17 protein-coding genes are annotated in these 19,573 nt (G+C 64.2%); 15 read left to right on the forward strand and 2 right to left on the reverse strand.

What is annotated here, in order from left to right:
- Positions 1 to 2: 2 nt before the first annotated feature.
- Positions 3 to 455, reverse strand: coding sequence for a ferric iron uptake transcriptional regulator (gene fur / locus ACE3OU_RS09265; protein ID WP_374241271.1), 453 nt, complete (start codon positions 453 to 455; stop codon positions 3 to 5).
- Positions 456 to 578: 123 nt separating this feature from the next.
- Here fur and ACE3OU_RS09270 point away from each other — a divergent pair, with 123 nt between their 5' ends.
- The 7 genes from ACE3OU_RS09270 (at position 579) to ACE3OU_RS09300 (ending at position 10,104) form a co-directional block, all read left to right on the forward strand.
- Positions 579 to 932: an outer membrane protein assembly factor BamE gene (locus ACE3OU_RS09270; protein ID WP_374241272.1), complete on the forward strand. Its 354-nt coding sequence runs from the start codon at positions 579 to 581 to the stop codon at positions 930 to 932.
- Positions 933 to 1,011: 79 nt separating this feature from the next.
- Positions 1,012 to 1,818 carry a 4-hydroxy-tetrahydrodipicolinate reductase gene (gene dapB, locus ACE3OU_RS09275; RefSeq protein WP_374241273.1) on the forward strand — a complete coding sequence of 269 codons (807 nt, stop codon included), beginning with the start codon at positions 1,012 to 1,014 and terminating at the stop codon, positions 1,816 to 1,818.
- A gap of 130 nt (positions 1,819 to 1,948) precedes the next feature.
- A complete protein-coding gene (locus tag ACE3OU_RS09280; RefSeq protein WP_374241274.1) occupies positions 1,949 to 4,543 on the forward strand; it encodes a response regulator in 2,595 nt (864 codons plus the stop codon).
- A gap of 177 nt (positions 4,544 to 4,720) precedes the next feature.
- Positions 4,721 to 5,863: a glutamine-hydrolyzing carbamoyl-phosphate synthase small subunit gene (carA, locus tag ACE3OU_RS09285; protein WP_374241275.1), complete on the forward strand. Its 1,143-nt coding sequence runs from the start codon at positions 4,721 to 4,723 to the stop codon at positions 5,861 to 5,863.
- A gap of 71 nt (positions 5,864 to 5,934) precedes the next feature.
- The gene (gene carB, locus ACE3OU_RS09290; RefSeq protein ID WP_374241276.1) at positions 5,935 to 9,159 is read left to right on the forward strand and encodes a carbamoyl-phosphate synthase large subunit; all 3,225 of its coding nucleotides are present in this window, start codon (positions 5,935 to 5,937) and stop codon (positions 9,157 to 9,159) included.
- On the forward strand, positions 9,156 to 9,632 hold the full coding sequence (gene greA / locus ACE3OU_RS09295) for a transcription elongation factor GreA (protein WP_374241277.1): 477 nt from the start codon (positions 9,156 to 9,158) through the stop codon (positions 9,630 to 9,632). Before carB ends, greA begins: the two co-directional genes overlap by 4 nt.
- A gap of 10 nt (positions 9,633 to 9,642) precedes the next feature.
- Positions 9,643 to 10,104, forward strand: coding sequence for a DUF4149 domain-containing protein (locus ACE3OU_RS09300; protein ID WP_374241278.1), 462 nt, complete (start codon positions 9,643 to 9,645; stop codon positions 10,102 to 10,104).
- A 44-nt stretch (positions 10,105 to 10,148) separates the two neighbouring features.
- Here the strand turns inward: ACE3OU_RS09300 and yhbY are convergent, their stop codons facing one another.
- Positions 10,149 to 10,595 (reverse strand): ribosome assembly RNA-binding protein YhbY, encoded by a 447-nt coding sequence (gene yhbY, locus ACE3OU_RS09305; protein WP_374241279.1) that lies wholly within the window; start codon positions 10,593 to 10,595, stop codon positions 10,149 to 10,151.
- 38 nt (positions 10,596 to 10,633) lie between these two features.
- On the opposite strand from yhbY, the gene rlmE reads away from it, so the two are divergent.
- The 8 genes from rlmE (at position 10,634) to pstB (ending at position 19,573) form a co-directional block, all read left to right on the forward strand.
- Positions 10,634 to 11,254 (forward strand): 23S rRNA (uridine(2552)-2'-O)-methyltransferase RlmE, encoded by a 621-nt coding sequence (rlmE, locus tag ACE3OU_RS09310; RefSeq protein ID WP_374241280.1) that lies wholly within the window; start codon positions 10,634 to 10,636, stop codon positions 11,252 to 11,254.
- Positions 11,255 to 11,368: 114 nt separating this feature from the next.
- Complete coding sequence (gene ftsH / locus ACE3OU_RS09315; RefSeq protein WP_374241281.1) at positions 11,369 to 13,261, forward strand: ATP-dependent zinc metalloprotease FtsH; 1,893 nt, start codon at positions 11,369 to 11,371, stop codon at positions 13,259 to 13,261.
- A 63-nt stretch (positions 13,262 to 13,324) separates the two neighbouring features.
- Positions 13,325 to 14,182, forward strand: coding sequence for a dihydropteroate synthase (gene folP, locus ACE3OU_RS09320; RefSeq protein WP_374241282.1), 858 nt, complete (start codon positions 13,325 to 13,327; stop codon positions 14,180 to 14,182).
- A 29-nt stretch (positions 14,183 to 14,211) separates the two neighbouring features.
- Positions 14,212 to 15,564: a phosphoglucosamine mutase gene (glmM, locus tag ACE3OU_RS09325; RefSeq protein WP_374241283.1), complete on the forward strand. Its 1,353-nt coding sequence runs from the start codon at positions 14,212 to 14,214 to the stop codon at positions 15,562 to 15,564.
- Between the two features lie 149 nt (positions 15,565 to 15,713).
- On the forward strand, positions 15,714 to 16,751 hold the full coding sequence (gene pstS, locus ACE3OU_RS09330; protein WP_374241284.1) for a phosphate ABC transporter substrate-binding protein PstS: 1,038 nt from the start codon (positions 15,714 to 15,716) through the stop codon (positions 16,749 to 16,751).
- Positions 16,752 to 16,911: 160 nt separating this feature from the next.
- Positions 16,912 to 17,877: a phosphate ABC transporter permease subunit PstC gene (gene pstC, locus ACE3OU_RS09335; protein ID WP_374241285.1), complete on the forward strand. Its 966-nt coding sequence runs from the start codon at positions 16,912 to 16,914 to the stop codon at positions 17,875 to 17,877.
- A complete protein-coding gene (gene pstA / locus ACE3OU_RS09340) occupies positions 17,877 to 18,725 on the forward strand; it encodes a phosphate ABC transporter permease PstA (protein ID WP_374241286.1) in 849 nt (282 codons plus the stop codon). The genes pstC and pstA overlap by 1 nt, the downstream gene beginning before the upstream one ends.
- A gap of 41 nt (positions 18,726 to 18,766) precedes the next feature.
- A complete protein-coding gene (gene pstB, locus ACE3OU_RS09345; protein ID WP_374241345.1) occupies positions 18,767 to 19,573 on the forward strand; it encodes a phosphate ABC transporter ATP-binding protein PstB in 807 nt (268 codons plus the stop codon).

Below are 19,573 nucleotides of genomic sequence, written 5' to 3' on the forward strand. Positions count from 1 at the left end.
GCTTAGCGGGAGGGGGCGCCGGAGGCGGCCTTGTGGGGGCAGTCGGCCTTGGTGCACTCCACGTAGAGGTAGAGCGCGTGCTCGCGCACCGTGAAGCCGCGCTCGGCGGCCACCTTGTTCTGGCGCTCCTCGATCTCGGGGTCGAAGAACTCCTCGACCCGGCCGCATTGCAGGCAGACCAGGTGGTCGTGGTGGTGGCCTTCGTTGAGCTCGAAGACCGCCTTGCCGGACTCGAAATAATGGCGCTCGAGGAGACCCGCCTGTTCGAACTGGGTGAGCACCCGGTAAACGGTGGCGAGGCCGATATCCATGTCTTCGGCGATCAGCAGGCGGTACACGTCCTCGGCGGTCAGGTGGCGGTTTTCGACCTTCTGGAAGAGGTCGAGAATCTTGAGACGCGGGAAGGTTGCCTTGAGGCCGATACTCTTGAGGTTCTCAGAATTGCTGCTGGACATGGAGGCCTCGAAAAACTGGACTTGGCGGCCGGGAACCCGGCCAACTCCATATGATATAGTTTCTTCCCCGTGTTGAGAATGCGCCTCAAAGGCGCGGCTCCCGTCTCCGACCTCAGAAACGCCATGCGCCAACTGCTTTCCTCCGCCCTGCTGATCGTGGCCGTTTCCGGCTGTACCGCGGTTGTTGATTTCGTGAAGCCTTACCGGATCGATGTCCGGCAGGGCAATTACGTCACCCAGGACATGGTCTCCCAGCTCAAGCCCGGCATGAGTCGTGATCAGGTGCGCTTCGTGCTGGGCACGCCGCTCGTCAGCGACATCTTCCACGCGGATCGCTGGGATTACGTCTACCGCTTCCAGCCGGGCAAGGGTGTCGCCCAGGAGCGGCGCCTCACCGTCATCTTCGAGGAGGGGCGCCTGGTTCGCCTGGACGGTGACGTGCGGGCCGCCGAGGCTGCGCCGCAGCCGGCCCCCTGAGGCGCGTACCGGCCGCGATCGTGGCGGGCGTCGGCGACAGCGTCGACCATTCTCATTTATTCGTAATGCCGAGGATTGCATGAAAAAAATTCGTATCGCCATCGCCGGTGCGTCCGGCCGCATGGGCCGGATGCTCATCGAAACGACGCTCAAGGCCTCCGACACCGCCCTGGTGGCGGCCTTCGAGCAGCCGGACAGCCCCTTCATCGGCAAGGATGCCGGCGAACTCGTCGGGCTGCCCTGTGGCGTGGCGATCTCCAGCGACGTGGCGGCCGGGCTGGCCCAGGCCGACTGCCTGATCGACTTCACCCGCCCCGAAGGCACCCTGCATCACCTGGAGCTGGCCCGCGCCGCGGGCTGCGGGATGGTGATCGGCACCACTGGCTTCTCGACGGACGGGAAGGCCGCCATCGCCGCCGCCGCCGAGCACATCCCGGTGGTGTTCGCGCCGAACATGGCGGTCGGCATGAACGCGGTCTTCAAGCTGCTTGACGTCGCCGCCCGCATCCTCAACGAAGGCTACGATGTGGAGATCATCGAGGCGCACCACCGTCTCAAGGTGGACGCCCCGTCGGGTACGGCCCTGCGCATGGGTGAGGTGGTTGCCGAAGCGCTTGGCCGCGACCTCGAGTCCTGCGCGATCTATGGGCGCGAAGGCGTGACCGGCGAGCGCGAGAGCCAGACCATCGGCTTCTCCACCATTCGCGGTGGCGACATCGTCGGCGACCATACGGTGCTCTTCGCGGGCATCGGCGAGCGCATCGAGATCACCCACAAGAGCAGCAGCCGCATGTCCTACGCTTCGGGCAGCCTGCGCGCGGCCCGTTTCATTGCGCCCCGCAAGTCGGGCCTGTTCGACATGCAGGATGTCCTCGGGCTGAAGTAAAAAGCCCGGATGGGCGCCCGGTGGGGGCTCAAGCACGGGCGTGTGGTGCCGTTATCCTGATGGCTTTCAGGGAAGCGCGCCGCCAAGGGTGGCGCGCCCCGCTTACCACGACCCCTTGCTGGCAGCTCAAGTGATCCCTTCCGACGCCGAACTCGATATACAGGACGCCCAGATCGGGCGCGCCCTGCGCGCGTTTCTCGCCCGGGGCGTGGAGGAGGGGTGGCTGGAAGCCCCGTTCGATGCGGCCGGGACTTCCGCCGAACAGTGCGTTGCGGCCCTGGGCGCGTTGCTCGGGGCCCGGGATGCCGCCGAGCGCGGCCTGCGCGAGATGCGCGAGCGCCTCGACCTGGCGATGTACAACATCGAAGGCGGGGTGTGGGACTGGGACATCATCCATCAGTCCCTGGCGATCGACAACGACTGGCGTCAGACGCTGGGCTACGACGATTCTGAATACGCCTCGGGCAATTTTGGCTGGGTGCCCCTGGTGCATCCCCACGACTACGAGGTGATGCATTACCAGGTCGCCGCGCACCTGCGTGGCGAGATGCCGTATTTCGAAGCCCAGTTCCGCATCAAGGCCAAGGATGGGGGCTGGCGCTGGGTGCTGGCCCGGGGCAAGGCCTCCAACCGGACGCCGGACGGGCGTTGGGCGCGCATGGTGGGCACCTATCAGGACGTCACCCAGGCCAAGTGCGCCGAGCTGGAGCTGCTCCACGCCAAGGAGCAGGCCGAGGCCGCCAACCGCGCGAAGAGCGACTTCCTCGCCAACATGAGCCATGAGATCCGCACGCCGATGAACGGGATCATCGGCATGACGGAGCTCGTGCTCGACACCAAGCTTGACAGCGAGCAGCGCGAATACCTGCAGACGGTCAAGAGTTCTGCCGATTCGCTGCTCCACATCATCAACGATGTGCTGGACTTCTCGAAGATCGAGGCCGGGCACATGAGCGTCGAGAAGGTCGAGTTCTCGATTGGCAGTCTTCTCGGCGACATGATGAAGTCGCTCGCGCTCCGGGCCTACGAGAAGGGCGTGGAGTGTTTTTACGACATCGGCACGGATGTGCCCGACGTGGTGGTCGGGGATCCGATCCGCCTGCGCCAGGTGCTGACCAATCTGGTCGGCAACGCGGTCAAATTTACCGAGAAGGGTGAGGTCGAGGTCTCGGTGACGGCCAGCAATCTCGACGACAGCGAGCTGGTGCTTGAATTCGCGGTGCGCGATTCCGGGATCGGCATCCCCAAGGACAAGCACGCGCTGGTGTTCGGCGCGTTTTCCCAGGCCGACGCGTCGACCACCCGCAAGTACGGCGGCACCGGGCTAGGGCTGGCGATCAGCCGGCGCATCGTCGAGCTGATGGGGGGCTCCATCCTGCTCGAGAGTGAGGCGGGCGAGGGCAGCACCTTCCGTTTTACCGTCCGCGTCGGTCTCGGTCGTCCCAAGGCGCTGGTCGTCGAGAGCCTCGGCCCGCGGCGGGCGTTGGTCGCGGGGCGGAATGCGGCGTTGCGCCGCTGCGTCGGCGTGCAGCTGCGCGCGATGGGGCTCGAGGTGCAGGAGGCCGACAACGGCACGGCCCTCGAAGAGGCCCTGGCGGCAGCTCACAAGGCGGGTACGCCCTTCGACTGGCTGCTGATGGATGCCGCGATGCCGGCGCCGGGCGGGTACGCCCTGGCCGAGCGGCTGATCAAGGACTGGCCGGCCCTCGATCGCATCGTGATGATGCTCGATGTCCATAGCCACCGGGAGGACAGCGTCAAGTGCGAGCGCCTGAAGATCGGTGCGCGGCTCATCAAGCCCTTCTCCCGGGCGGACCTGCAGGACGCCCTGAGGCTGGCGCTCAATGGCGCGGCGGCGGAAGGTGACCGTTTCTTCACCTTCGACGCCACCCAGACCCAGGCCTATTCACCGGCCGAGGCGGCGCGCGTGCGGCGGCTCAAGATCCTGCTGGTCGAAGACAATCCGGTCAATCAGACCGTCGCCCTCAAGATGCTCGAGAAAATGGGCCACACCCTCACTGTCGCCTCCAACGGCCAGGAGGGGCTAGACATGTTCGACAAGGAGAAGTTCGACCTCATCCTGATGGACGTCCAGATGCCGGTGATGGGTGGCCTGGAGGCCACCCAGGCGATCCGCGCCAAGGAGGCCCGGCGGACCTGGGCGGCCGGCGGTCAGTGGCGGTCGACGCCGATCGTCGCCATGACGGCCCACGCGATGCAGGGCGACCGCGACCGTTGTCTGGCGGCCGGCATGGACGACTACATCGCCAAGCCGATCAAGCCGGCCGAGCTGCGCGCGGTCATCGAGCGGATCATCGGCGACATGGGCGCGGTGGAGGCCGAGGAAAAGGAAGCCGAAGAGGGGAGCATGGATTTCGAGGCGGACGACAGCGCGGCCGACCTCGACGCGACACGCGAACTCCTCGACGGCGACGAAGGGGCGCTGCAGCAGCTCATCGGCCTGTTCTTCGCCGACCTCGAGCGCAACCGCAAGGCCCTTGAGCAGGCCCAGCGGGCTGGCGATTTCACCACCATCCGCAACCTGGCCCACACCATCAAGGGCAGCGCCGGTGTGTTCAATGCCGAGAGCGTGATGGCCGCGGCCCGCCGCCTCGAGACCCTGGCCCGGGATTCGGACGCGGCCGGTGTCCGGCGGGAGCTTCCCGTGCTGCTGGCCGAGCAGGGCAAGCTCGCCGGGGTGCTGCGCAAGGCGCGCAAAACGTGATGGGCCGTGGCTTTGCCGGTTTCTCGCGCAGCCCCTTCGCGGGTTTGCCCGAACTACCTGCGGCGGGCTATAATTGCAAAGTTTTTACGGGATGGCCGTCCAGGCTGATCCCGTTTTTCATGTGTGGCCCGGCCACGCATGCATGCCGTTCAATCCAAAGATTTCGAGGAGTTCGCCGTGTCAACTTTCCCGCCCGCCATTCTTGCTCTTGCCGACGGGACGGTGTTTTACGGAAAGGGCATCGGGGCGATAGGTGTTACGACCGGTGAGGTGGTGTTCAACACCTCCATGTCCGGTTACCAGGAAATCCTCACCGACCCGAGCTACTGCCGCCAGATCGTCACTCTCACCTATCCGCACATCGGAAACACGGGCGTCAACCGCGAAGACTGCGAGGCCGACAAGGTCTACGCCGCCGGTCTGGTGGTTCGCGACCTGCCCCTGGTGGCGTCCAACTGGCGCTCGGAGCAGTCGCTGGATGCCTACCTCAAAGCCGAAAACATCGTCGCCATCGCCGGTCTCGACACCCGCAAGCTCACCCGCATCCTGCGTGAGAAGGGTGCCCAGAGCGGCTGCATCATGACCGCCGCCACCCAGGCCGAACTTAACGCCGATGCCGCCGTGGCCCAGGCACGCGCCTTCTCCGGCCTGGCCGGCCTCGATCTCGCCAAGGTCGTCTCCGCCTCCGAGCCCTACGCCTGGACCGAGGGCGAGTGGAAGCTCGGCAAGGGCTATGTCGCCCAGCAGGAGGCCCGCTTCCATGTGGTGGCCTACGACTATGGCGTCAAGCGCAACATCCTGCGCATGCTCGCCGAGCGCGGCTGCCGCCTCACCGTGGTGCCGGCCCAGACGCCCGCCTCCGAAGTGCTGGCGATGAATCCCGATGGCGTCTTCCTGTCCAACGGTCCCGGCGATCCGGAGCCCTGCGACTACGCCATCGCGGCAATCCGCGAGATCGTCGCCAAAGGCGTGCCGACCTTCGGCATCTGCCTCGGCCACCAGCTGCTGGCCCTGGCCTCCGGCGCCCGGACGATGAAGATGAAGTTTGGCCACCACGGCGCCAACCACCCGGTCAAGGACCTCGACTCCGGTCAGGTGCTGATCACCAGTCAGAACCACGGTTTCGCCGCCGATGTCGCCACCCTGCCGGATAACGTGCGCGCTACCCACGTCTCGCTGTTCGACGGCAGCCTCCAGGGCCTGGCCCGCACCGACGCGCCGGCCTTCTCGTTCCAGGGCCACCCGGAAGCCAGCCCCGGTCCCCATGACGTGGCTTACCTGTTCGATCGATTCATTTCGCTGATGGAGGCGAAGGGCTGAAGCCGATCCTTGCGCAGGCGCGCCCCGGCGCGCCTTTCTCCGCTCATCCGCTTGCCTGCCCCTGAAGAACCATGCCCAAACGTACAGACATCAAGACCATCCTCATCATTGGTGCCGGCCCGATCATCATCGGCCAGGCCTGTGAATTCGACTACTCCGGCGCCCAGGCCTGCAAGGCCCTGCGCGAAGAGGGCTACAAGGTCGTGCTGGTGAACTCCAACCCGGCGACCATCATGACCGACCCCGAAACGGCGGACGTCACCTACATCGAGCCGATCACCTGGCAGGTCGTCGAGCGCATCATCGAAAAAGAGCGCCCCGACGCGGTGCTGCCGACGATGGGCGGCCAGACCGCCCTCAACTGCGCCCTCGACCTCGCCCGCAACGGCGTGCTCGAGAAGTACGGCGTGGAGCTCATCGGTGCCAAGGAAGAGGCCATCGACAAGGCCGAGGATCGCCTGAAGTTCAAGGACGCGATGACCAAGATCGGTCTCGGCTCCGCGCGTTCCGGCATCGCCCACAGCATGGAAGAGGCGCATCAGGTGCAGGCCGAGATCGGCTTCCCGGTCATCATCCGCCCGTCCTTCACCCTGGGTGGCACCGGTGGCGGCATCGCCTACAACACCGAAGAATTCGTCGAGATCTGCAAGCGCGGCCTCGAAGCCTCGCCGACCAACGAGCTGCTCATCGAAGAGTCGCTGATCGGCTGGAAGGAATACGAGATGGAAGTGGTCCGCGACCAGGCGGACAACTGCATCATCGTGTGTTCCATCGAGAACCTCGACCCGATGGGTGTGCACACCGGCGACTCCATCACCGTCGCGCCGGCCCAGACGCTGACCGACAAGGAATATCAGATCCTGCGTAACGCCTCGATCGCCGTGCTGCGCGAGATCGGCGTTGACACGGGCGGTTCCAACGTGCAGTTCGCGATCAACCCGGCCGACGGCCGCATGATCGTCATCGAGATGAACCCGCGGGTGTCGCGCTCGTCGGCCCTGGCCTCCAAGGCCACCGGCTTCCCGATCGCCAAGGTCGCCGCCAAGCTGGCGGTCGGCTTCACCCTCGACGAGCTCAAGAACGACATCACCGGCGGTGCGACTCCGGCGTCCTTCGAGCCGTCCATCGACTACGTCGTCACCAAGATCCCGCGCTTCGCCTTCGAGAAGTTCCCGGCCGCCAACGACCGCCTGACCACCCAGATGAAGTCGGTGGGCGAGGTGATGGCCATGGGCCGCACCTTCCAGGAGTCCTTCCAGAAGGCCCTGCGTGGCCTCGAGACCGGCGCCTACGGCCTCGACGAGATCGAGGCCGACCAGGCAGACCTCGAGCGCGAGCTCGGCGAGCCGGGCGCCCAGCGCATCTGGTACGTGGGCCAGGCCTTCCGCGAAGGCATGTCCTTCGAGCAGGTCCAGGCGCTGACCCGCATCGACCCGTGGTTCCTGATCCAGATCGAAGACATCGTCAAGACCGAGAAGTCCCTCACCGGCCGCTCGCTCAAGGGCATCGGCGCCGCCGAGCTGCGCGAGCTGAAGCGCAAGGGCTTCTCCGACCGTCGTCTGGCCAAGCTGCTGGCCACCGATGAGACCGCCGTCCGCCTGCACCGCCACGCCGCCGGCGTCCGTCCGGTGTTCAAGCGTGTCGACACCTGCGCCGCCGAGTTCGCCACCTCCACTGCCTACCTCTACTCGTCGTATGAAGACGAATGCGAGGCGCGCCCCACCGGCAACAAGAAGATCATGGTGCTGGGTGGTGGCCCGAACCGCATCGGCCAGGGCATCGAGTTCGACTACTGCTGCGTGCATGCGGCAATGGCGATGCGCGAGGACGGCTACGAGACCATCATGGTCAACTGCAACCCGGAGACCGTCTCCACCGACTACGACACCTCCGACCGCCTGTACTTTGAACCGCTGACCCTCGAGGACATCCTCGAGATCGTCGCCGTCGAGCAGCCCGTCGGCGTGATCGTGCAGTTCGGCGGCCAGACCCCGCTGAAGCGTGCCCGCGACCTCGAAGCCAACGGTGTGCCCATCATCGGCACCAGCCCCGACATGATCGACGCGGCCGAAGACCGCGAGCGCTTCCAGAAGCTGCTCTTCGAACTGGGCCTCAAGCAGCCGCCCAACCGCACCGCGCGCACCCCCGAAGACGCCGTGCGGCTGGCTGCCGAGATCGGCTACCCGCTGGTGGTGCGTCCGAGCTACGTGCTGGGCGGCCGGGCGATGGAAATCGTCCATGAGCAGAAGGACCTCGAGCGCTACATGCGCGAGGCGGTCAAGGTGTCCAACGATTCGCCGGTGCTCCTCGACCGCTTCCTCAACGACGCCACCGAAGTCGACGTCGATGCCCTCTCCGACGGCAAGCGCGTGATGATCGGCGGCATCATGGAGCACATTGAGCAGGCCGGCGTGCACTCGGGCGATTCCGCCTGTTCGCTGCCGCCCTTCACGCTGTCCGCCAAGCTGCAGGACGAGCTGCGCCGCCAGACCGAAGCGATGGCGCGCGCCCTCAACGTCTGCGGCCTCATGAACGTGCAGTTCGCGATCCAGGGGCAGGGCGACGCGGCGGTGGTTTACGTGCTTGAGGTCAACCCGCGTGCGTCCCGTACCGTGCCCTTCGTTTCCAAGGCGTGCAGTCTGCCGCTCGCCAAGATTGCTGCCCGCTGCATGGCAGGCCGCAGCCTGGACGACCAGGGCGTGGCCGGCGAAGTCGTGCCGCCGTACTACTCGGTCAAGGAAGCCGTCTTCCCCTTCGTCAAGTTCCCGGGCGTCGATACCATCCTCGGCCCCGAGATGAAGTCCACCGGCGAAGTGATGGGCGTCGGCCGCACCTTCGCCGAAGCCTTCGTGAAGAGCCAGATCGGTGCCGGCGTGCGTCTGCCGACCTCCGGCAAGGCCTTCATCAGTGTCAAGCACGCTGATCGGCCGAAGGCCGTCGAGGTGGCTCGCGAACTGATCGACCTCGGCTTCTCGGTGGTCGCAACCCGTGGCACGGCGTCGGCTATCGCTGCAGCGGGGCTGACGGTGTCGGAGGTCAACAAGGTGAATGAGGGGCGTCCGCACATTGTGGACATGATCAAGAACAACGAGATCAGCCTCGTCATCAACTCCGTCGAGGAAAAGCGCCAGGCAGTCACCGACTCCCGTTCGATCCGCACCAGCGCGCTGGCTGCCAAGGTCACGGTGTTCACCACCATCGAAGGCGCCAAGGCCGCCTGCATGGGCATGCGCCACCTGTCCGGTCTCGAGGCCTACTCGCTGCAGGCCCTGCACGCGGAGCTGGCTCAGGCATGAACAAGGTTCCCCTGACTGTCGCCGGGGCTGAAAAGCTCCGGCAGGAACTCCAGCGCCTGAAGACCGTGGATCGTCCCAATGTGATCGCGGCGATCGCCGAGGCGCGCTCCCATGGCGATCTCTCCGAAAACGCCGAGTACGATGCGGCCAAGGAGCGCCAGGGCTTCATCGAAGGCCGGATCCGCGAGGTGGAGAGCAAGCTCTCCAATGCGCAGATCATCGATCCCAAGCTGTTGGATGCCGACGGCCGCTGTGTCTTCGGCGCGACGGTCGAACTCGAGGATCTGGATACCGGTGACACCGTTACCTACCAGATCGTCGGTGACGACGAGGCCGACATCAAGGAAGGCAAGATCGCGATCAGTTCGCCCATCGCCCGCGCCCTCATCGGCAAGTTCGCCGGTGATGTGGCCGAGGTGCAGGCGCCGGGCGGCGTTCGCGAACTCGAACTGATCGACGTCCGTTACGTCTGACGCGGTCGCCATGCAGCGCTTTGCCGAGCACCTCTACCGCATCTCGATCACCCTGTGGGTGGGAGCCCTGTGGGCGATCGGGTATCTGGCGGCGCCGACCCTCTTCCGGGTGCTCGAGGACAGGGGGCTGGCAGGGCGCCTGGCCGGCGACATGTTCACTTATGTGGCGTGGCTGGGCATGGCGTTGGCGGCCTACCTGCTCATCTTCGTGGCCCTGCGCAAGGAAGGGGCTGCTTTCAAGAGCAGCGTCTTCTGGCTGGTGCTGGTGATGCTGTTGCTCACCGTGGCCGGGTATTTCGGCGTCCAGCCGATCCTTGCCCAGCTGAAGGCAGATTCCTTCCCTCGCGAGGTGATGGAAAGTGCCTTGCGGGACCGCTTTGCCGCCTGGCACGGTGTCTCCAGCGTCGTCTATCTGGTCCAGAGCTTGCTTGGGCTGATTCTGGTCGCGGTGCAGGATCGCGGTCTTCGTTGATCGCGACCCTGCAGTCTGGCGAGCGGTCTGGCAGGCTGGCGGGATCAGTCGGCCGCGTTGCGACGGCTCTTGCTGGGGGCCGCGAACCAGTGGGTCTTCTTGGGGGCCTTCGCAGTAAGCGACGCGATGCCGCGGCGGGCCGACAGGGCCTTGGCCGATTTGGCCTTCGAGACAGGCTTCTTCGGGCGCTCGCTGGAGGCGGCCGTGGAAGCTTCTTCCTCACGTTTTTCGCGCCATACCACCAGGGTCTTGCCAATGTGCTGGACAGCCGCCGCCTGCAATTCGGTGCACACCGTTTCCATGATCGAATCCCGGTGGGCGCGGTCCTCGCCGTAAACGCGAATCTTGATGAGTTCGTGGGCCTGGAGGGCGTGGTCGATCTCCTTGAGCACGGAGGGCGTGAGCCCGTTGCTGGAGACGCTGACTACCGGGTGCAGGTGGTGGGCTTGCGCACGAAACGCTCGCCGCTGAGCCGGCGTGAGATCAATCATTTTGAAACCCATTGACAAAAGGGCGTAATTGTACCGCGATGAAGCGTAGCAAGACCAGCAAATCCTGGATGGCGGAGCATGTCAACGACCCTTTCGTCCAGCGAGCCAAATCGGAAGGGTGGCGGGCCCGGGCGGCCTACAAGTTGATGGAGATCGACGACAAGGACAAGTTGCTGCGTCCGGGCATGGTCGTCGTCGACCTCGGTGCGGCGCCGGGTTCGTGGAGCCAGGTGGCGCACAAGCGGGTCGGCGCGTCCGGCCGGGTGTTCGCCCTCGACCTGCTCCCGATGGAGCCTATTCCCGGGGTTGAATTCATGCAGGGCGACTTTCACGACGAGGTATTCGTGGAGCGCTTCGAGGAAATGCTGGGTGGTCGCCGGGTGGATCTTGTAATGTCCGACATTGCGCCCAATATATCCGGTATTCCGAGCAGCGATCAGGCACGATCCATTTACCTCGCCGAACTCGCCCTCGATTTTGCGCAGAAACACCTGGCCGCGGGGGGGCGCTTTGTCGTCAAAGTCTTTCAGGGGGAGGGGTTCGACGCCTTCCGCAAGCAGATGGAGCGTGATTTCAAGTCGGTGCTGGTGCGCAAGCCCCAGGCATCCCGCGACCGGAGTCCCGAGGTTTATCTGCTGGGCTCGGGAAAGCGCGGGTAAGTAGAGATCGAGCCATTGTTCCCAGCTATGGTTACGATCATTTGATCGATCGAACGATCGGACATAGAATCAGTCTACAAGGTTGTAGCTCATGTCGGGCTGTCAAGGAATCGTGTGAACAATTTATTCAAGAATCTTGCGATCTGGTTGGTGATCGGTGTCGTGCTGATGACCGTTTTCAATCAGTTCAACAATCGCCAGGCGGCCCAGAATTCGGTCGAATACTCCCAGTTCATGGAGGATGCGAAGCAGGGCAAGGTCGCCAAGGCGGTTGTGGACGGACGCACGGTCCGGGCGACGACCCAGGATGGTCGCCAGATCACCGTCTATACGCCGGGCTTCCAGGATATCTGGATGGTTGGCGACCTGATGCGCTACGGCGTCAAGGTGACGGCGGCCAAGCCCGAGGAAGAGCAGTCCTTCCTGATGAACATCTTCGTTTCGTGGTTCCCGATGATCCTGCTCATCGGCGTGTGGGTGTTCTTCATGCGCCAGATGCAGGGCGGGGGGCGCGGTGGTGCATTTTCGTTTGGCAAGTCCAAGGCCAAGATGCTTGACGAGACGGCCAATACCGTCACCTTTGCCGACGTGGCCGGCTGCGACGAGGCGAAGGAGGAAGTGGGCGAACTCGTCGAATTCCTCCGCGATCCCTCCAAGTTCCAGAAGCTCGGTGGGCACATCCCGAAGGGCGTGCTGATGGTGGGCTCTCCCGGCACTGGCAAGACCCTGCTCGCGAAGGCGATCGCGGGTGAGGCGAAGGTGCCTTTCTTCTCGATCTCGGGTTCCGACTTCGTCGAGATGTTCGTCGGCGTGGGTGCGGCCCGGGTCCGTGACATGTTTGAGCAGGCGAAGAAGCAGGCGCCCTGCATCATCTTCATCGACGAAATCGACGCCGTGGGTCGCCAGCGTGGTGCAGGTCTCGGCGGTGGCAACGACGAACGCGAGCAGACCCTCAACCAGTTGCTCGTTGAGATGGACGGTTTCGAAGGCGTTTCCGGTGTGATCGTGATCGCCGCCACCAACCGCCCCGACGTTCTGGACCCCGCACTCCTTCGTCCGGGCCGTTTCGACCGCCAGGTGGTGGTGCCGCTCCCCGATATCCGTGGCCGCGAGCAGATCCTCCGCGTTCACATGCGCAAGGTGCCCATCGCGCCCGACGTCGACGCGCTGATCCTGGCGCGTGGCTGTCCTGGCTTTGCCGGCGCCGATCTGGCCAACCTGGTGAATGAGGCGGCACTGTTCGCGGCGCGAGGCAACAAGCGCCTTGTCGATATGGACGACTTCGAGCGCGCGAAAGACAAGATCATGATGGGGGCTGAGCGGCGCTCGATGGTCATGCCCGAGGAGGAGCGTCGCAACACCGCCTACCACGAGTCGGGCCATGCGGTGGTGGCCAAGTGCCTCACCAAGACCGATCCGGTGCACAAGGTTACGATCATCCCGCGCGGTCGGGCGCTCGGTGTCACGATGCAGCTTCCCGAGCAGGATCGTTACAGCCAGGACCGGGAGCGTCTGCTCCAGACCATCGCGGTGCTCTTCGGCGGGCGGATTGCCGAGGAAATCTTCATGAACCAGATGACCACCGGCGCCTCCAACGACTTTCAGCGCGCCACTGATCTGGCACGCCGGATGGTCACCCAGTGGGGGATGTCCGACAACCTCGGTCCGATGGTCTATGGCGAAGAAGAGGGCGAGGTTTTCCTCGGCCGCTCGGTGACGACCCACAAGAACATGTCCGAAGCCACGCTCCAGAAAGTGGATGCCGAGATCCGGCGAATTCTCGACCAGCAATACGCGCTGGCGCGCCGGCTCATTGAGGAGAATCGCGACAAGGTCGAGGCGATGACCGCTGCCCTGCTGGAGATGGAGACCATCGACGCCGACCAGATCAACGATATCATGGAAGGCCGGACGCCCCGCGCGCCCAAGCCCTCGTCGCAGCCCCCCCGTCGGCCGAGTGATGATTCCCCCGGCGCCGCGCCGACAGCGGCGGCACCCGTCGCCTGACGCATCGTTTCCCGTCACACCCAGGGCCGGCTCGACGCCGGCCTTTTTAATTTCGAGGCCCAAATGAGTTCTTCCATTCTCGCCTGCGGTCGCTTTCGGCTGGACATGTCCCAGCCCAAGATCATGGCGATCATCAACGTCACCGCCGATTCGTTCTCTGGCGATGGTTGTCCGGATCTCGACACCGCTGTGCGCGCGGCCGAACGGGCGATAAAGGAGGGTGCCGAGATTCTCGATATCGGCGGCGAGTCGTCCCGGCCGGGTGCCGCCCCCGTTTCGGAGCAGCAGGAGCTGGATCGCGTCGTGCCCTTGGTCGAGGCGCTGGCGCCGTTAAACATTCCGCTCTCCATCGATACGGTGAAGCCGGCGGTGATGCGGGAGTCGATCCGCGCCGGCGCCGATCTGATCAACGATATCGCGTCGTTCAGGGCGCCGGGGGCGCTGGAGGTCGTGTGCAGCACCTCGGTGGCTCTGAGTGTCATGCACATGCAGGGTGAGCCCGGTACGATGCAGCGTGCGCCGAGCTACGGCGACGTCGTCGCCGAGGTGAAGGACTTTCTCGACGATCGGGTCCGGGTCCTCCTCGATCATGGCGTGGTGCGGGAGCGCATCGTGGTCGATCCCGGTTTCGGCTTCGGCAAGACGCTGGATCACAATCTGGCGCTGCTGCGGAATCTCGAAGTGTTTGGCGAAGCCGGTTATCCGGTTTTCGTGGGGATGTCACGCAAGACGATGCTGGGAGCAATCACCGGGCGCGACGTCAACGAACGTGTCTTTGCCGGCGCGGCGGCGGCGTTGTTGGCGGTTCAACGTGGGGCGCGTATCGTACGCACCCATGACGTCGGCGCAACGCGTGATGTTTTGCGCGTATGGGCAGCCGTCGAGGCAGACAGTCATGCCGGCTTTGCGGCAAAATGCTGAAATCATGAAAGAGTGCTTGCGAGGGGAAGATGTCTAGAAGGTATTTTGGTACTGATGGTGTGCGTGGATGTGTCGGCGATGCGCCGATCACGCCGGATTTCTGCCTGCGTCTTGGCTATGCGGCCGGCAAGACCCTGGTGGCCCGCGAGCATTTGCGCCCGGGTGAGCGGCCTGCGGTGATCATCGGCAAAGACACCCGGATTTCCGGCTACATGCTCGAGTCGGCCCTGGAGGCGGGCTTCTCGGCTGCCGGTGTCGACGTCTTCCTGGCCGGTCCGCTGCCGACGCCGGCGATTGCCTATCTGACCCGCGCGCTCCGTCTGCAGGCGGGCGTGGTGATCTCCGCTTCGCACAACCCGTTCGAGGATAACGGGATCAAGTTCTTCTCCGCGGCCGGCACCAAGCTGCCCGACTCCGTCGAGCTCGAGATCGAGGCGCGGCTGGATGAGCCGATGGGCTGCGAACATTCGGCGGGCCTCGGCAAGGCCCAGCGCATCGACGATGCGCGGGGGCGCTACGTCGAGTTCTGCAAGAACACCTTCCCCAACGAGCTCGACCTGCGCGGCCTGAAGATTGCGCTCGACTGTGCCCACGGCGCGGCCTACATGGTGGCGCCCAAGGTCTTCCACGAACTGGGTGCGGAACTCGTGCTGGTGGGGGTGGAGCCCAACGGCCTCAACATCAACGACAAGGTCGGCGCGACCTCGCCCCAGAGCATCCGCGACGCCGTGTTGAAGAGCGGGGCCGATCTGGGTATCGCGCTGGACGGCGACGGCGACCGGATCATCATGGTCGACGGCAAGGGCGGCATCTACGACGGCGACAAGCTGCTGTACGTGATCGCCAAGGCTGCGGTGGCGCAGGGCAACGCGAACGGTGTGGTCGGTACCCTGATGAGCAATCTCGGCTTCGAGCACGCAGTGGCGCGGCTGGGCCTGCCGTTCGCCCGGGCCAAGGTGGGCGACCGCTATGTGCTCGAAATGATGCACGCCAACGGCTGGAAGCTGGGGGGCGAGAACTCCGGTCACATCATCTGCCTGGATCGTCACTCGACTGGCGACGGCATCATCGCCGGCCTGCAGGTGCTCGCGGCCCTGTGCCAGCAGAATTCGACGCTCGACGAGATGTGCGCTGATCTCGTCTTTTATCCGCAGAAGCTCGTCAATGTGCCGATCAAGCCGGGTTTTGCGTGGTCGGACAACGACTCGATCAAGGCGGCCGTAGACGCGGCGACCCAGGAGCTTGCAGATACGGGGCGGGTCCTGCTGCGCCCGTCGGGAACCGAGCCCTTACTGCGGGTGATGGTAGAGGGCAGTGATGGTGAGCAGGTCGAGCGCCTCGCCCACGGTCTCGCCGAGGTCGTGAAGGCAGCGGCAAACTAAATTTGCTGCAGCGCGACATGTAACAAATCTGAAATTTACCAGTCGTAGAATCAGCCCGGTGTCAGATTCGCGTTGTGCGAACTGGCCCCGGGTTTTTTGTTTCAAGCCGTCAGTGGCTTTGTGCGGCTCACTCTACGATGGAGAAATTCATGCAAGGTTTCATTCGCGCCTGTACGTTTGTTGTTGCCCTGGGTGGTGCTGGTGTCGCGCAGGCTGTTGATATTACCGGTGCAGGGGCCACTTTCCCTTACCCCATCTACTCGAAGTGGGCTGAAATCTACAAGGCCAAGACCGGCGTCGGTCTGAACTACCAGTCCATCGGCTCCGGTGGTGGCATCAAGCAGATCAAGTCGAAGACCGTCGATTTCGGTGCTTCCGACATGCCGCTGAAGGCTGAAGACCTCGAGAAGGATGGCCTCGTCCAGTTTCCCGCTGTGATCGGCGGCGTGGTTCCGGTGGTGAATCTCGAAGGGGTCGCGCCGGGCCAGATGAAGATGACCGGCGTCGTGCTGGCCGACATCTACATGGGCAAGATCAAGAAGTGGAACGATCCGGCGATCGCTGCGCTGAACAGCGGCGTCAAGCTGCCGGACGAAAACATCACTGTCGTCCGCCGTGCCGACGGCTCGGGCACGACCTTCCTCTTCACGAATTACCTGTCCAAGGTGTCGGGTGACTGGAAGGACAAGGTCGGTGCCGGTACCGCGGTCCAGTGGCCGGAAGGTGTCGGTGGCAAGGGCAACGAAGGCGTGGCTTCCTACGTCCAGCGTATCAAGGGCGGCATCGGCTACGTGGAGTACGCCTACGCCAAGAAGAACAAGATGATCCACCTGGCGATGAAGAACAAGGCCGGCGAGTTCGTTCAGCCGGATGACCTGACCTTCCAGGCTGCCGCGTCCTTCGCCGAATGGAACAAGGTGCCGGGCTTCGGCGAGATCCTCACCGAGCAGCCTGGCAAGACCAGCTGGCCGATCACCGGCGCCAGCTTCATCCTGATGCACAAGGTGCAGGCTGATCCCGCCAAGGGCGCAGAAGTGGTGAAGTTCTTCGACTGGGCTTTCAAGAACGGTCAGAAGACCGCCGAAGAGCTCGACTATGTTGCCCTGCCTGCCGTGCTGGTCAAGCAGATCGACACCGCTCTCCGTGGTTCCCTCAAGGATGCCGCTGGCAACCCGGTCGTCAAGTAAATCTCAGGTCTGAAGGGGGCAGGGCGGCTGCGTGGCAGTTCGCCCGCCCTGTTTTGTCGTCGAATCAACACGGTGAGCTGCAATGTCTTCATATAGCACTGCTCTTGGAACCGGAGGCGCTGCCGCGCAAGGCTCGGCGGTCTCCGGTCAGGCAGGTGGGGTGAAAAAACCCGATCCTTCGCGTGATCGAATGCGTGTGCAACGCCTCCAGGATGCGCTCTTTTTTCAGCTCACGCGTCTCTTCGCCTTTCTCGTCCTCGCGATCCTGGTCGCGATCCTGGCTTCGCTTTTCTATGGTGCCTGGCCGGCCCTGAAGGAGTTCGGCGCAGGGTTCCCGTTCAGCGCCGAATGGAATCCGGTGCTCGACAAATTTGGTGGCCTCATTTCGGTGTACGGGACGTTGAGCACGTCCCTGATCGCGCTGATCGTGGCGGTGCCGGTGAGTTTCGGTATCGCGCTCTTCCTGACCGAGCTGTGCCCCCCCGCGCTGCGAGCCCCGCTGGGCGTGGCGGTCGAGCTGCTGGCCGCGGTGCCCAGCATCATCTACGGCATGTGGGGCCTGTTCGTCTTTGCTCCGCTCTTTGCCGACTACATCCAGCCGGTCCTGAGCGCCACCTTCGGCAATCTGCCGTTCGTGGGGGCGCTTTTTCAGGGGCCCCAGAACGGCATCGGGATCCTGTCGGCCGGCTTGATCCTGGCCGTCATGGTCATCCCGTTCATTGCCTCGGTGATGCGCGATGTTTTCGAAGTGGTGCCCGGGATTCTTAAAGAGTCGGCCTATGGCCTGGGTGCAACCACCTGGGAGGTGGTCTGGAATGTCGTCCTGCCCTACACCCGTGTCGGCGTGATCGGTGGCGTGATGCTCGGTCTCGGCCGTGCGCTCGGCGAAACGATGGCCGTCACCTTCGTCATCGGCAACGCGCACCGCATCAGCCCTTCGCTTTACGAGGCGGGCAACAGCATTGCCTCCACGCTGGCCAACGAGTTTGCCGAGGCCGCGTCGGATCTTCATGTCGCGTCGCTGATCGCCCTTGGCCTGATCCTGTTCTTCGTGACCTTCGTCGTGCTGGCGATTTCCAAAGTTCTGCTGATGCGTCTTCAGCGTAGTGAAGGGGAGAAAACCTGATGGCGCTCGAAACAACCGCGCTCTATCGGAAGCGGGTGCGAACCAATCGGGTCGCGCTGGTGCTTTCGGTCCTCGCCATGCTGATCGGCATGAGCTTTCTCGCCTGGATTCTGGCGGTGCTCCTGTACAAAGGCTTTGGCGCGCTCAGCCTGACGCTCTTCACCGCTTCGACGCCCGCACCCGGATCCGATGGCGGTCTGGCAAACGCGATCCTCGGCAGCGCCGCCATGGTCGGCGTGGCCACCTTCATCGCGACGCCGATCGGGATCCTTGCCGGCATCTACCTCTCCGAGTACGGGCGTCGTGGCTGGCTCGCGCCGGCTACCCGCTTCATCAACGACATCCTGCTGTCGGCCCCTTCGATCGTGATCGGCGTCTTCATCTATGCGATCTACGTGGCCCAGGTGCAGCACTTCTCGGGCTGGGCGGGGTCGTTGGCGCTCGCGCTGATCGCCATTCCGGTCGTCGTCCGCACCACCGAGAACATGCTCAATCTCGTTCCGGCCAGCCTGCGTGAAGCCGCCTCCGCCCTGGGAGCGCCCCGCTGGAAGGTGCTGCTGAGCGTGGTGCTGCGGGCAGCCAAGGCGGGCGTGCTGACGGGCATCCTGCTGGCGGTGGCGCGGGTCAGCGGCGAAACAGCGCCCTTGCTCTTCACTGCCCTCAACAACCAGTTCATGAGCACGGACCTCAACGGCCCGATGGCCAACCTGCCGGTGGTGATCTTCCAGTTTGCCATGAGCCCCTACGAAAACTGGAACTCGCTTGCCTGGGGGGGCGCGATCATCATCACCTTTGGTGTGCTCTGCCTGAACATTGCCGTTCGCACCCTGTTCCGTAAGAAGATTTAAGGAAATCCATGATGCAATCCTCTACTGTCACAACGCGCGACATGTCGTTCTCGCAACTACGCAGCGAGCCGGGCGCTGTTGCCGCGCAGGGTGCAGAGCCGAAGATCAAGATCCGCAATCTCGACTTCTTCTACGGTTCATTCCAGGGCCTCAAGCACATCAACCTCGACATCCACGAAGGGATGGTGACGGCTTTCATCGGGCCGTCCGGGTGCGGCAAGTCCACGCTGCTGCGCACCTTGAACCGGATGTACGACCTGTACCCCGGCCAGCGCGCTACGGGAGAGATCCTGCTCAACGGCCGCAACGTCCTCGATGAAGGCCAGGACGTCAACGCCCTCCGGGCCAAGGTCGGCATGGTGTTTCAGAAGCCTACCCCGTTCCCGATGTCGATCTACGAGAACATCGCCTTCGGTGTGCGCCTCTACGAGAGCCTGTCCCGCGCAGACATGGACAACCGGGTCGAGTGGGCGCTCCGCAAGGCCGCCCTGTGGGACGAGGTCAAAGGCAAGCTCAACCAGAGCGGCCTGTCCCTGTCGGGCGGCCAGCAGCAGCGTCTCTGCATCGCGCGTGGCGTCGCCGTGAAGCCCGAGGTTCTGCTCCTCGACGAACCGACATCGGCCCTCGATCCAATCTCCACGGCCAAGGTCGAGGAGCTTGTACACGAGCTGAAGAGCGAATACACCATCGCCATCGTGACCCACAACATGCAGCAGGCGGCGCGTGTGTCCGACTACACCGCCTACATGTACCTCGGCGAACTCGTCGAGTTCGGTCTGACCGATGAAATCTTCATCAAGCCGAAGCGCAAGGAGACTGAGGACTACATTACCGGGCGATTTGGTTGA

Source organism: Zoogloea sp. (assembly GCF_041908905.1).
Classification (GTDB): Bacteria; Pseudomonadota; Gammaproteobacteria; order Burkholderiales; family Rhodocyclaceae; genus Zoogloea.

What these genes read in the sequence shown, in the direction of transcription:
- fur (WP_374241271.1), bottom strand. Translation starts at nt 455, where the DNA reads ATGTCCAGCAGCAATTCTGAGAACCTCAAGAGTATCGGCCTCAAGGCA.
- ACE3OU_RS09270 (WP_374241272.1), top strand. Translation starts at nt 579, where the DNA reads ATGCGCCAACTGCTTTCCTCCGCCCTGCTGATCGTGGCCGTTTCCGGC.
- dapB (WP_374241273.1), top strand. Translation starts at nt 1,012, where the DNA reads ATGAAAAAAATTCGTATCGCCATCGCCGGTGCGTCCGGCCGCATGGGC.
- carB (WP_374241276.1), top strand. Translation starts at nt 5,935, where the DNA reads ATGCCCAAACGTACAGACATCAAGACCATCCTCATCATTGGTGCCGGC.
- greA (WP_374241277.1), top strand. Translation starts at nt 9,156, where the DNA reads ATGAACAAGGTTCCCCTGACTGTCGCCGGGGCTGAAAAGCTCCGGCAG.
- ACE3OU_RS09300 (WP_374241278.1), top strand. Translation starts at nt 9,643, where the DNA reads ATGCAGCGCTTTGCCGAGCACCTCTACCGCATCTCGATCACCCTGTGG.
- yhbY (WP_374241279.1), bottom strand. Translation starts at nt 10,595, where the DNA reads ATGATTGATCTCACGCCGGCTCAGCGGCGAGCGTTTCGTGCGCAAGCC.
- rlmE (WP_374241280.1), top strand. Translation starts at nt 10,634, where the DNA reads ATGAAGCGTAGCAAGACCAGCAAATCCTGGATGGCGGAGCATGTCAAC.
- folP (WP_374241282.1), top strand. Translation starts at nt 13,325, where the DNA reads ATGAGTTCTTCCATTCTCGCCTGCGGTCGCTTTCGGCTGGACATGTCC.
- glmM (WP_374241283.1), top strand. Translation starts at nt 14,212, where the DNA reads ATGTCTAGAAGGTATTTTGGTACTGATGGTGTGCGTGGATGTGTCGGC.
- pstS (WP_374241284.1), top strand. Translation starts at nt 15,714, where the DNA reads ATGCAAGGTTTCATTCGCGCCTGTACGTTTGTTGTTGCCCTGGGTGGT.
- pstA (WP_374241286.1), top strand. Translation starts at nt 17,877, where the DNA reads ATGGCGCTCGAAACAACCGCGCTCTATCGGAAGCGGGTGCGAACCAAT.
- pstB (WP_374241345.1), top strand. Translation starts at nt 18,767, where the DNA reads ATGTCGTTCTCGCAACTACGCAGCGAGCCGGGCGCTGTTGCCGCGCAG.